Here is a 12290-nt window from a genome sequence, read left to right on the forward strand (position 1 = left end):
CATCCTCACTTGTTCGTTCAGGCCCATCAAGCCGGTAGTTTAGTTTCACAGCATCACTACGGAAAAGAACAGTTTATTGGTTTACCCAGTTAGGCGGCGTCTTGCCCTGCAAAGCGTCCACCAGGTTCTGGGCGGCAGCCATTCCCATACGTTTATTGGCTTCATATGAATAGGCGCCAATATGGGGACTTACGACTACGTTATTAAGCTTGAGGAGTGGATTGTTCTTGTCGGGGGGTTCCGGGCTGAAAGCATCAAGGGCTGCCCCGGCTAAACGCCCTTCTTCCAGTGCAAGCAGTAAGTCTTCTTCATTTATGAGCTCCCCACGTGCTGTATTAATAAGAAAGGCTCCCTGTTTCATTTCTCCAAGTGTGGTCTTATTAATTATGTTCCGCGTCTCAGGTGTTAATGGTAAGTGCAGTGAAAGGAAGTCGGCCTTTTCGATTGCTTCACTAAGACCTGTCAGAATGACACCGTTTTCCCTGGCAAATTTCTCATCGGGATATTTGTCGTATGCCAAAACTTCCATAGAAAAACCTTTAGCTCGTAAAGCCACTCTACGGCCAATGGCACCAAAGCCTAATAAACCAAGGGTCTTACCGTACAGCTCAGGCCCTGTGAGACGCAGCCACTGACCTTCCTTTGTAGATTTGTCGGCCAGTGGTATTTTTCGTGCCACAGCGAGCATAAGGGCAAAAGTCAAATCAGCTACCGCTTCACTGTTGGAGTCGGGACAGTTTGTCACTTTGATCCCCAATTCCCTGGCCCTTTCCAGGGGTATATTATCCACGCCTACCCCGTGCTTGGCCACTACCTTCAGTTTTTTTCCTTTTTCCAGGACTTTGGTAGTGACGGGGTCCACTCCCACCAAAAGTCCATCATAGTCGGGGATATATTGGCAAAGTTCCTCTTCCGTCATCGGTCTGCCCAATGGATTCTTATGGACTTCCAATCCGGCATCCTGCAGTATCCTTAAGGGTTCATCACTGTGTTTTCCAAAGGACAGGGCTGTAACCAGTACTTTCATTCTTTTATCTCCTCTCTGACTGCACCTTGTACCGTAGACCCTACGGATTTGGCATAGTAATAAAGTAAACTGCGTTGATCAATTTCCTTTTCCGGTTTTCGGACAGCTCTTTTCTTTAAATCACCTTCGACTAAAATATCCAGTCTTCTTTCCGGTATATTAATATATACTAAATCTCCGTCCTGTACATATGCTATTGGGCCATCCAGTTCCGCTTCCGGCGAAACATAACCAATGGAAAGGCCGGAGGAAGCTCCGGAATACCTTCCGTCGGTAATAATGGCTACATGAGGTACCTGGTGGACAATTTCTGTAAGCCTGTGCAATTCCCTCATCCCCGGTCCCCCCTGAGGCCCCTCATAGCGTACCACCACAACATCCCCTTCTTTGATATCTCCTTTAAATGCCGCTTCCATGGCGGCATCTTCCGAGTCAAAAACCCTCGCCGGACCCTTGAAGACCCGCTCCTGTTGGTCGATGGCAGATACTTTTACAACAGCACCCTCAGGTGCCAAGGTTCCATACAGTACAACAATCCCCCCCTCAGGTTCCAGGGGGTTGTCGAGGGAACGTATTACGTTTCTGTCGAGTACTCTTTTGTTTTTGGTATTCTCCGCGAGTGATTTGCCTGTAACTGTAATAACGTCTGCCTGTAGTAGGGGGAGAAGCTCTTTTATAACAGCCCCGACACCTCCTGCTAAATAAAGGTCTTTCACCGTTCTTTCGTCGCTGTTGGGGGTTATTGCAGCGAGAAGGGGCGTCTTTTTGCTGATCTCATCGAAATCTTTAAGCTCTAAGGCTATGGAGGCCTCCCGTGCCAATGCCAGAAGATGTAAGACACTGTTCAGTGAACCTCCTAAAGCGGCGACAACTGTGATGGCGTTTAAAAAGGCCTCCCGTGTCAAGATATCCCTGGGTTTTAGGTCCTCTTTCACAAGCTCTACTATTCTCCGACCGCTTGCTTCAGCAATATTTAACGAGAGCGCTGAGTTTGCCGGGGCAAGAGCCATATCAGGAAGAGTCATTCCCATGGCTTCTGCCACAACACACATAGTGTTGGCTGTACCCAGAAAGGGGCAAATCCCGGGGCCCGTGTAATATGATAATGTTTTTTCAACCAGTTCTTTCTCGCTGATTGTACCCGCTAAAAAGTCCTTTCTTGCTTTTTTTGATTCTTTAGGGGTGATACAGTTTAAAGTAGGCCCCCCCGTTACAATTATGGAAGGTATATTCATCCGCGCAGCCGCCATCAGCATGGCGGGGACAATTTTGTCGCAGGAAGCGATGAGTATCATCCCGTCGAAAATCCCATGTCCACTGACCATGGCCTCTACCGAATCGGCAATCAATTCCCGGCTCGGCAGAGGATACCTCATGCCGCCATGTCCCTGAGTGATACCATCACAAATAGCAATGGTGTTAAATTCCAGCGGCAAACCTCCAGCCGCCAGGACGCCTTGCTTGACCCGCTCCGCTACCTGGCGCAAATGTACGTGCCCCGGGACAATCTCGTTCCAAGAGTTGGCAATGGCGATGATCGGTCTGTCCAGCTGTGTGATATTAATGCCCGTTGAGCAAAGATGTCCTTTGGAAATTGCCCTTTGGTAGGAAGGAAAACTCTGAAGTCGATTCGGGCTCATTACAATCACACTCCTTAATCTCTTACCTTTTCATTTTAGCCAGCATGGCGAAACTTTCCTGTAACCCCCAGTATGTCTTCTCATAGACCTTGTATATTTCCTGGTATAGCCTGTGGTTTTCCCAATCCGGCGTACACTGATAACTGGTGGTTACCATTTTTTCGGCTACGTTGACGGAAGGGATGATCTTAAGGGCCGCCATCCCTAAAATAGCTGCCCCCAGGGCCGAACCTTCCACACCATCAGGCACTTTTACCTCACAGCCAAAGACATCACTCAATATGCTGAGCCATAAAGGAGAACGGGCAAAACCACCGGAGGCCCGTATCTCCACAGGTTTCCCGTTGAGCTCTGCTAAAGCCTTATACACACTGTACATGCGATAGACCACACCCTCCATGATGGCCCTGGCCACATGTTTCTTGGTGTGCTCCAGTCCCAGCCCAAAAAGCACTCCCCGCGCATTGGCATTCCAGTAGGGGCTTCTCTCCCCCGCTAAAAAGGGTAAGCAGAGGAGCCCGTCGGAACCTGGGGGTATTTCCTGTGCCCAGCGGTTCATCACCTCATAATCCCCTGTACTTCCCAATTCCATATCATCCGTCATGATTTTGTCTCGGTACCAGCGGTAGACAATGCCACCGTTGTTAATGGCTCCCCCGGAGACCCACATGTTATCTGTCATTTGATAGCACCAGGTCCGACCTTGGGGGTCTATTTTAGGTTCCGGCGACATTACCCGTACTGCCCCGCTGGTTCCTACCATTGCCGTCATAATGCCCTGGCCCACAGCCCCCGAACCAAGATTAGAGCACGTACCGTCACCGCCCCCTATGACCCAGGGTGTGCCCGGGTCTAATCCCATTTCCCTGGCCCAGACAGGTCTGATGGGGGGAAGTACGGTTTGGGTTGAAACGAGGGTCGATAGTTTCTCGGTGTTAATCCCTATCAGCTCCAGAACTTCGTTATCCCATTTCAACTCATGAAGATTCAACAGTCCCGATCCGGAGGCGACAGAAAAATCCACAAGATACTCTCCGGTGAGCTCGGCCAGAATATATTCTTTTATGGAAATAAATTTATGAGCTTTCTCAAATACATCTGGCATCTGTTTTTTCCACCAGAGAAGCTTACCGGGTAAATACATGGGATGGGGAGGACAGCCTGTTCGTTGATAAAAGTAATGAGGAAGTCTTTGCTCCTTAATGAATTCCACTTCAGCCAGGGCACGGCTGTCAGCCCAGGGTAAACAATTGGTTAATGGTGTATTCTGATGGTCTACAGCCAGGACACTGTGAAAAACAGAACTTAGGGATATCAATTCAATCCCCCAGTTCTCATCTTTTAGAGATCCTAATAATTCTTTAAGACAGCGGACGAAAGTGTTTAGAATCAGGCGGGGGTCCTGTTCCGCCCAACCCCATCTAGGGTGGATCAAGGGGTATTCCATAGTACGACTGCCAATAATATTTCCTTCAAAATCAAAAGCCACAACTTTACAGCTTCCAGTACCTATATCCCCACCAATCACCGCTCTTTTTTGCATACTTAACCTCCTAGTATCGTTTTAAAGCTATACTGTGCCGCACTTTTTCCAAAGCAGCAATACTCTCTTTTTGCCGAAGAAAGGAAACGCCAACAATCAGTAAATCAATGACACAAAGCTGGGCAATGCGAGCAGCCATGGCCTCACTTCGGAAAGTAGTTTCCCTGGCCGCTACATAGAGGGAGATATCAGACACTTTGGTAATGGGGGCCCTCATATAGCTTGTGATACAAATGGTCTTAGCCCCTGATGCCTTAGCATGTTTGAGTGATTGAATGGTATCTTTGGTACTGCCTGAATGAGAAATACCAACCGCAACATCATGCTCAGTAAGAAATCCTGCAGAAATAATCTGCATATGAGGATCTGCATAAGCCGCAGACGGTATCCCCGTTTTAAACATTTTGTGGTGAGCATCCAGGGCAATAAAACCAGACGCCCCCACACCGTAAAACTCCACCTTATTGGCATTGGCGATAATGCTTATGGCTTTTTCCAGTTCAGCTATATCTATCATCCTTAAAGTATCGCTTAGCGTCTGGATTCCACTGTAAAATACCTTCTGGGTAATTGTACTAATATTGTCAGTTAGTTCAATTTCTTCATGGATTCCTTTTAATGGGTCTACAAGGTCGTTATATAATGCATTTTTAAGTTCCTGAAAGCCGGAACAGCCGATTTTTTTACATAACCTAACAATAGTGGCAAGTGCTGTTTCCGTCTTTTCGGAAAGGTTTGTAATGGTCATATGCATAATCTCTTCCGGGTTTTCCAATATAAAATTCGCAACTTTGCTTTCTGCCGGTTTTAAATTAGGTACAATACTGCGTAAACGGACCAGAATACCGGACGGCTTAATGAAAGAGTTCATCCTATCCCCCCTTTTGATGTTTTTTCCTTTTTATTATAGTACTAATATTCAACCATGTCCGTTTTTCTCCTCCTAAAAAGGGAAATATTTTTTTCGGTTTATACAACACGCCCTTGATTTAATAAAGAATCTCCATATTCTATTGGGCAAATTTTCACAGACATCAATAAATAAATTAGGAAATTTTTTTACTGATCGAGAAGGAATTTTGCAAAGTACGTCAAATCTTATTCATAGAGTTTTTAAAAAAATTGTGAAAAAGGAGGGATACTGACAAGGTTAGTTAGTTAAACAACCACCTATAAATCATTTTGGGGAGGTCAATATTATGTGGAAAAGAATCCTTGCTCTCGTTTTGGTACTTACTTTTGTGTTTAGTTTAGCAGGTTGTGGTAAGCCGGCCCCTGCACCAGACGCCAATAAAGAGAAGAAACCAGAAGTTAGGGTTGTCAAAATTGCTAACTATTTCCCGCCCACCCATCCTCAGAACATTGCTCTGAAAGAAAAATTTAAACCCTACCTTGAGGAAAAAACAAAAGGTGCTTTCAAAGTTGAAATTTACGACAACAATCAATTAGGTTCCGAAAAAGAATTTATTAACGGCGTAAGCATGGGGACCATTGAAATGGCTGTAGCAGGCCTCCTACAAGCGGAAATGCTTCCAAAATTAAAGATTCCTGAATTCCCGTACCTCTTCAGAGATTATGATCATGCTATGAAGGTATTAAACGGGCCTATTGGCGAAGAAATTACCCAGGGTATGATTGAAAAAGGGACACGTCCTCTAGCCTGGAGCGTAAACGGTCTCCGTGCCATTTCTAACTCCAAACACCCCATTAAGTCGTTGAAAGATACAAAAGACATTAAATTAAGAGTTCCCACCAACAGTATCTTTATTGACGGCATGCAGGCCCTCGGCTTTAACACAGTTTCTATGCCAATGACCGAACTCTTCAGTGCCCTGCAGCAAAAGGTTGTTGACGGCCAGGAAAACCCTGCACCTACTGTGCTCACCAGCGGATGGTATGAAGCGCAGAAATATATCACCCTCTCCTATCACATTCTGGGGCCCAACATCATGATAATCAGCGAAAAGTTCTGGCAGACCCTCACGCCTGAACAACAAAAAATCTTTAAAGAAGCGGCTTTAGAGTATGCCAAATATGAAGTTGATCTGATGAAGAAATTTGACCCAGAGGCTTTGGCTAAATTAAAGGAAAAAGGTCTCCAAATAGATGAACTGACTGATAGACCCGAGTGGGAAAAAGCCGTTCAACCCGTTTATGAGAAATGGTATAAGCAGTATCCCGAATTCAAGGATATTGTGCAAAGAATCAAGGACACCAAGTAAAGACAATTATGCCTATAAAACTTAATAAGAGAGCCGGCTCTTCCGGCTCTCTTAATATTGTTTTTTATTTCTTATTGCGGAGCCCATTCATAGCAGCTTAACGGGAGGTGTATTAATGAAAATTTTACTCTATGCTGAACGTGCTTTAGAACTATTTACTGCTTTTCTTTTAGCCTGCATGGCTATCATTGTCTTCATCAACGTAGTTGCCCGTTATGTCTTTGACAAAGCCTTCCCCTGGAACGAGGAAATATCTCTTTTTATGTTTACATGGGTAGTTTTCCTGGGAGCTCTCCTGGCTTTCAAGCGCCACCGTCATCTAGGCCTGGATATTGTTATCAACCTGCTGCCCAACTTGGGAAAAAAGGTGGCCGCATTTATAGGGAATATCCTGATGGCAGGTGCCCTGTTGATTCTCATACAGGGGGGTATTAAATTTTATTTTCAGACTGTGGTCTGGCCCGCACCGGCAACCCAGATTCCTTACGGATATGTTAACGCCGTTGTTCCTTTTTCTGCTTTTTTTATGCTCCTACTCCTCATCAAGGATACTGTTGAGATTTTCCAGAAAGAAAAAAACGAGGGTGAGGGGGGAACACAATGTTAACTATTTTTCTAGTATCGTTATTTGGCTTCTTAGCCTTCGGCATACCGGTGGCCTTTGCCTTGATTCTCAGTACCGCTGCCCTCATGCTCTTCCACAACAACTTTGACACCCAGATTGTCGTTCAGCACATGATGGCCGGGGCGGAAAACTACACCCTGATGTCCATCCCCTTCTTTATGCTGGCAGGAGAAATCATGAATCAAGGCGGCATTTCTGTCCGCATCGTAAAGTTTGCCAATGACCTGATTGGCCACGTCCGCGGAGGTTTGGGCTATGTAACTGTAGTAGCCTGTATGATTTTTGCCGGCGTCTCCGGTACTGCCGTTGCCGACACTGCGGCAGTTGGGTCTATTCTCCACCCTGTCATGAAAAAAGAAGGATACGAATCGGACCGCAGTGCAGCCCTGATCTGTGCAGCAGGATGCACCGGCCCCATTATCCCGCCAAGTATGCCCATGATTCTGTACGGTGTTATCGGCGGAGTTTCCATTGTAGGCCTCTTCTTAGGCGGAATCGTACCAGGCCTTATCATGGGTTTTGCCCTGATGATCTACTGGTATATTCATTCCCGTAAAAAAGATTACCCGGTGAAACAGCGTGTTCCCTTTATCCAACTTTTGAAAAGTATGCTTGACGCCATTTGGGCCCTGATCCTTCCCTTGGTTATTATGGGGGGTATTGTATTTGGAATTTTTACGCCGACTGAAGCCGCTGTAGTAGCGGTATGGTATGCTTTCTTTGTCTCCTTTTTTATTTATCGTGAATTAAAATTAAGTAAACTTCCAGAGATACTACTTGATGCAGCCATAAGTTCTGCTGTTGTGATGTTTGTGGCATCAGCAGCTACTTCAACCGCCTTCATGATTACCGTCGGCAGGATACCTCAAGCCATTGCAGAGGTGATCACGTCCATTTCCACCAACCCCTTAGTGGTTATGTTTATCATTAATATCTTCCTCTTACTTGTCGGTGCTGTATTAGACTTAACACCTGCTATGCTTATTTTAGCCCCTATACTTATACCTCTTGTTAAAAACCTGGGTATTGATCCTTTATACTTCGGGGTAGTTATGGTCTTTAACCTCTGTATAGGTCTCCTTACCCCCCCTGTAGGAACCGTTCTTTACGTTGGCTGCGGGTTAAGCGGTCACTCAATTATGCAGCTTTCCAGGCGGGTATTGCCATTTGTCGTTGTGCTTATCGCCGTCTTGTTTTTAATCACCTATGTCCCGGAAACCATTCTTTTTATCCCCAAATGGTTCCAGGGACGGTAATTTGTCTAATAACATTCAGTTAGAATAAGACACTTTAAAATTCATATTACTTACCCTCCCATTTACGTACCCCTTTCGGGGTTCTTTTTTTCATTCCTATATATCGACAAATATCCATTAGCTAGTGAGTATAGTCCATTTAGCAGTTAACTATATCCAAAAAACATCCCAAAAATTAGTGATAGCAAATGTGAGCGTGAGATTTGCTGTCTTTTTTTAGCCTAATTTTATCCAATCATGATTAATACTAAAAAATCGCCGTTTTTTTCTCTTGAAATACAAAAAACCAGTTTTTTATAATTCAAATTGGAATTAGCACTCGCTTTGATTGAGTGCTAACAATACGTACAGGAGGTGAATGCGATGAACATTAAACCCCTTGCAGACAGAATTTTGGTCGAACCTGTGGAAAAGAATACGGTAAGCCCCGGCGGTGTGATTATCCCCGACACAGCCAAGGAAAAGCCCCAGGAAGGTAAAGTACTGGCTGTTGGTCCCGGAGCCATGGGAGATAACGGTCAGCGTATTCCCTTAGAGATTAAAACCGGTGACCGGGTTCTTTTCTCCACCTATGCCGGAACAGAGGTGAAACTGGACGGCAAAAAGCTTTACATAATGAAAGAAAGCGAAGTATTGGCCGTCTTGGAATAAGTCTCATTTAGATAAATTTCGGAAGGAGGTATGATACTATGGCTAAAGCCCTTGTTTTCTCGGAAACTGCCCGCAGATCCCTGGAGAAAGGTGTCGATACTCTGGCTAATGCCGTCAAAGTTACCCTGGGTCCTAAAGGGCGCAATGTAGTTCTCGCCAAAAAATTTGGTTCTCCCACCATCACCAACGATGGTGTCACCATTGCTAAAGAGATTGAACTGGAAGACCCATATGAGAATATGGGAGCCCAGCTGGTGAAAGAAGTAGCCAGCAAGACCAATGATGTCGCGGGTGACGGTACCACAACGGCTACCGTTTTGGCACAAGCCATTATTAAAGAAGGTCTTAAAAATATAGCTGCAGGAGCGAACCCTATCTTTCTCAAGAAGGGTATCGAAAAGGCAGTAAATGCCGTAGTGGAAGAACTCCACAGAATTAGTAAACCCATTGAAAACCGGGCCGAGATTTCCCAGGTTGCCACCATTTCCGCCAACGACCCGGAAATCGGTAATATTATTGCCGATGCCATGGAAAAAGTGGGACGCGAAGGTGTTATTACCGTAGAAGACGGCAAAACCATGGGTGTCAACTTAAAAGTAGTGGAAGGTATGCAGTTTGACCGCGGCTATATCTCTCCCTACATGGTTACCAATACTGAACGCATGGAAGCCGTATTGGAAGAGCCTTACATTCTTATTTGTGACAAGAAAATCAGCGCCATCAGGGACCTGCTCCCTGTGCTTGAGGAAGTCATAAGGGAGGGTAAACCCCTCTTGATTATCGCCGAGGATGTAGAAGGTGAAGCCCTGGCCACCTTAGTGGTCAACAAACTGCGCGGCACCCTGAAGTGTGCAGCCGTGAAAGCCCCCGGCTTTGGTGACAGGCGTAAAGCCATGCTCTCCGATATCGCGATTTTAACCGGAGGCCAGGTCATCTCCGAAGAGCTGGGCTACAAGCTGGAAAACGTTAAATTATCCATGCTGGGCCGGGCCCGTTTAGTAAGAGTGGAAAAAGAGAACACCACCATCGTTGACGGTGCCGGCGACCCCAAAGCCATCCAGGCCAGAATAGCCCAGATCAAGACAGAGAAAGAAGAAACCAAGTCTGAATATGACAGAGAAAAATTAGAAGAGCGTCTGGCCAAACTCTCCGGCGGCGTGGCTGTTCTGGAAATCGGTGCCGCTACAGAGACTGAAGCCAAAGAAAAGAAAATGCGCATTGAGGATGCCTTAAACTCCACGCGGGCTGCTGTAGCCGAAGGTATCGTCCCCGGTGGCGGCGCCGCCCTCCTGCAGGCAGCCAGAGTGCTGGATAAAGTGGAGGCTCAAGGCGATGAATTGCTGGGCGTACAAATCGTACGTAAGGCTTTGGAAGAACCCCTGCGGCAAATTGCCTATAATGCCGGCCAGGAAGGCTCCGTCATCGTGGAAAAAGCCAAAGATTTACCCCAGGGCCAAGGTTTTGATGCTGTCACCGGTGACTTCACCAACCTTATGGAAAAGGGCATCGTAGACCCCACCAAGGTTACACGCAACGCCCTGCAGAATGCAGCCAGCATCGCGGCCATGCTCTTAACCACTGATGTGATAATTACAGATATACCCAAAAAAGAAAACACTCCTCCCATGCCCCCCATGGATTACTAAAAAACAAGCAGGGACCTCTGAAAAAGAAGTCCCTGCTGTTTTTTCAAGAGACCTAATTGAACACAACCCTTCCATCCTCTCCCACTTTAACAGAACTAACGGGAACGGGTCTGATTGTATTTTGTGCCAGCCTTGAAAGTCTTTGATGCAGTCGCTTTTATCCACCTGTCGTTTGAATCTCCTGCCTTTATGTATGTGTTTTTGTCCACCCCTCCCATGTTATTTGCACCCCTGAGACGGACACTGTAACTTACCGTCTCCGTCAGTCCTGCCGTATGCCTTATTACAACGTCCAGCTTATGGTTAAACTTAAGTATTTCCTTTTTCATCCCTTTTCCGGGCAGGCTGACAGGTTGTCCACCTTCGCTTCCAACCTGTCGCCTCCCTTAATTATTAAAACTAGCATATCTGCCGTATATTTCCAGTTTTCCCTTTTGATCCACCAGTAAAACTATTTCCACATTCCAGGGTACCCAAGGGCATTACAGCTCTAACATATTTCCCATACTTTACCTAACTCTCTTCGCATTTTCTCAAAAACATATACAATCATTCCGGGAAGATTGTTTTTATCCGGGTAATTTCTTGGTCCGGTTGGTCGGTCTTAATGGTCAGGTGACCCATTTTTCGCCTTGCCTCCAGGTTGCCGCGTTTCCCGTATAAATGTATTTTCCAATTTTCCGGAAAATTGGGGACTTCTTTTAGTACCCGAGGCAGGTTGGTTCCCAATATATTCACCATCACCACAGGAATCAATAATTGGGTGGACCCTAGAGGAAGACCACAGACTGCCCGGATTAGTTGTTCAAACTGGGATGTCCAGCAGGCATCCCAAGTGAAGTGTCCTGAATTATGAGGCCGTGGTGCCAGCTCATTAATCAGCAAACCCTCGGGGGTGACGAAAAACTCTACCGCCAACAGGCCTACCACCTGGAAACTCTGAGCAATCTCCTTTACCAAGGCGATAGCATCCATTTCCACCTGAAGGGGCACCCGGGCTGGCACCACAGTCATATGAAGTATATTTTCCCGGTGGATATTTTCCGCCACTGGATAGACTGCCATTTCACCGGTTGCCTTTCTGGCCACGATAACGGAAACCTCATGGGTAAAGACAATCTTTTTCTCCAAAACCCATTCCCCGTTGGCGGACTGCAGCATTTCTACGGCAATTTTTAAGTTTTCGGGACCACCTAGTGCCAACTGCCCTTTACCGTCATATCCCCCCCGAGCAGATTTCAGCAAACAGGGATAACCCAGTTCCGCTATCCCCTGTTCCAGTTCGGCCGGATTTTTGACTATCCGGAAGGATGCAACGGGAAAACCTGCTTTTTGCAATTGCATCTTTTCTTCAATGCGGTTTTGGGTAATGGCCAAAATACGGCTTTGCTGCGGGAGATAATAATTTTTCTCCAGTTCTTCAACCACCCGGACATCAATGTTTTCAAATTCATATACCAGTACATCCGCTCTCTCAGCCAGCCTGACCGCCGCTGCCAGATCATCTAAAGGGGCCACAATCTGGTCATCAGCCACCTGGCCGCAGGGAGAATCAGGGTTGGGATCCAGACAGACAATACCGTAACCCATCTTTTTGCCTTCGAAAGCCAGCATTCTGCCCAATTGGCCACCTCCCAGGATACCGATGGTGGCCCCGGGCAGGACCGTCTTCATAAGCAT

The 12290-nt window shown here is 46.3% G+C and carries 10 protein-coding genes; 5 read left to right on the forward strand and 5 right to left on the reverse strand.

The window, feature by feature from the left end:
- Positions 1–73: 73 nt before the first annotated feature.
- Genes BR63_RS08675 through BR63_RS08690 form a run of 4 tightly spaced genes read right to left on the reverse strand, consistent with a single transcriptional unit; the run spans position 74 to position 5081 of the window.
- The gene (locus tag BR63_RS08675; RefSeq protein WP_034422511.1) at positions 74–1027 is read right to left on the reverse strand and encodes a phosphoglycerate dehydrogenase; all 954 of its coding nucleotides are present in this window, start codon (positions 1025–1027) and stop codon (positions 74–76) included.
- A complete protein-coding gene (gene ilvD, locus BR63_RS08680) occupies positions 1024–2667 on the reverse strand; it encodes a dihydroxy-acid dehydratase (RefSeq protein WP_034422509.1) in 1644 nt (547 codons plus the stop codon). The genes BR63_RS08675 and ilvD overlap by 4 nt, the downstream gene beginning before the upstream one ends.
- A 22-nt stretch (positions 2668–2689) precedes the next feature.
- Positions 2690–4210, reverse strand: a complete 1521-nt coding sequence (locus BR63_RS08685) for a gluconokinase (protein ID WP_034422508.1) — start codon at positions 4208–4210, stop codon at positions 2690–2692.
- A gap of 10 nt (positions 4211–4220) precedes the next feature.
- On the reverse strand, positions 4221–5081 hold the full coding sequence (locus tag BR63_RS08690) for a MurR/RpiR family transcriptional regulator (protein WP_034422506.1): 861 nt from the start codon (positions 5079–5081) through the stop codon (positions 4221–4223).
- Positions 5082–5409: 328 nt separating this feature from the next.
- On the opposite strand from BR63_RS08690, the gene dctP reads away from it, so the two are divergent.
- The 5 genes from dctP (at position 5410) to groL (ending at position 10610) form a co-directional block, all read left to right on the forward strand.
- Entirely contained in the window at positions 5410–6432 is a 1023-nt protein-coding gene (dctP, locus tag BR63_RS08695) for a TRAP transporter substrate-binding protein (protein WP_034422504.1), read from the forward strand.
- A 115-nt stretch (positions 6433–6547) separates the two neighbouring features.
- Positions 6548–7039 carry a TRAP transporter small permease gene (locus BR63_RS08700; RefSeq protein WP_051965765.1) on the forward strand — a complete coding sequence of 164 codons (492 nt, stop codon included), beginning with the start codon at positions 6548–6550 and terminating at the stop codon, positions 7037–7039.
- Entirely contained in the window at positions 7033–8313 is a 1281-nt protein-coding gene (locus BR63_RS08705) for a TRAP transporter large permease (RefSeq protein WP_034422502.1), read from the forward strand. Before BR63_RS08700 ends, BR63_RS08705 begins: the two co-directional genes overlap by 7 nt.
- Before the next feature lie 363 nt (positions 8314–8676).
- Entirely contained in the window at positions 8677–8964 is a 288-nt protein-coding gene (locus BR63_RS08710) for a co-chaperone GroES (protein WP_034422501.1), read from the forward strand.
- A 38-nt stretch (positions 8965–9002) separates the two neighbouring features.
- On the forward strand, positions 9003–10610 hold the full coding sequence (groL, locus tag BR63_RS08715) for a chaperonin GroEL (protein ID WP_034422499.1): 1608 nt from the start codon (positions 9003–9005) through the stop codon (positions 10608–10610).
- A gap of 549 nt (positions 10611–11159) precedes the next feature.
- Here the strand turns inward: groL and purK are convergent.
- A complete protein-coding gene (gene purK, locus BR63_RS08720) occupies positions 11160–12290 on the reverse strand; it encodes a 5-(carboxyamino)imidazole ribonucleotide synthase (protein ID WP_034422496.1) in 1131 nt (376 codons plus the stop codon).

The sequence above is a fragment of the Thermanaerosceptrum fracticalcis genome (assembly GCF_000746025.2).
Taxonomy (GTDB): Bacteria; Bacillota; Peptococcia; order DRI-13; family DRI-13; genus Thermanaerosceptrum; species Thermanaerosceptrum fracticalcis.

What these genes read in the sequence shown, in the direction of transcription:
- BR63_RS08675 (WP_034422511.1), bottom strand. Translation starts at nt 1,027, where the DNA reads ATGAAAGTACTGGTTACAGCCCTGTCCTTTGGAAAACACAGTGATGAA.
- ilvD (WP_034422509.1), bottom strand. Translation starts at nt 2,667, where the DNA reads ATGAGCCCGAATCGACTTCAGAGTTTTCCTTCCTACCAAAGGGCAATT.
- BR63_RS08685 (WP_034422508.1), bottom strand. Translation starts at nt 4,210, where the DNA reads ATGCAAAAAAGAGCGGTGATTGGTGGGGATATAGGTACTGGAAGCTGT.
- BR63_RS08690 (WP_034422506.1), bottom strand. Translation starts at nt 5,081, where the DNA reads ATGAACTCTTTCATTAAGCCGTCCGGTATTCTGGTCCGTTTACGCAGT.
- dctP (WP_034422504.1), top strand. Translation starts at nt 5,410, where the DNA reads ATGTGGAAAAGAATCCTTGCTCTCGTTTTGGTACTTACTTTTGTGTTT.
- BR63_RS08700 (WP_051965765.1), top strand. Translation starts at nt 6,548, where the DNA reads ATGAAAATTTTACTCTATGCTGAACGTGCTTTAGAACTATTTACTGCT.
- BR63_RS08705 (WP_034422502.1), top strand. Translation starts at nt 7,033, where the DNA reads ATGTTAACTATTTTTCTAGTATCGTTATTTGGCTTCTTAGCCTTCGGC.
- BR63_RS08710 (WP_034422501.1), top strand. Translation starts at nt 8,677, where the DNA reads ATGAACATTAAACCCCTTGCAGACAGAATTTTGGTCGAACCTGTGGAA.
- groL (WP_034422499.1), top strand. Translation starts at nt 9,003, where the DNA reads ATGGCTAAAGCCCTTGTTTTCTCGGAAACTGCCCGCAGATCCCTGGAG.
- purK (WP_034422496.1), bottom strand. Translation starts at nt 12,290, where the DNA reads ATGCTTATGAAGACGGTCCTGCCCGGGGCCACCATCGGTATCCTGGGA.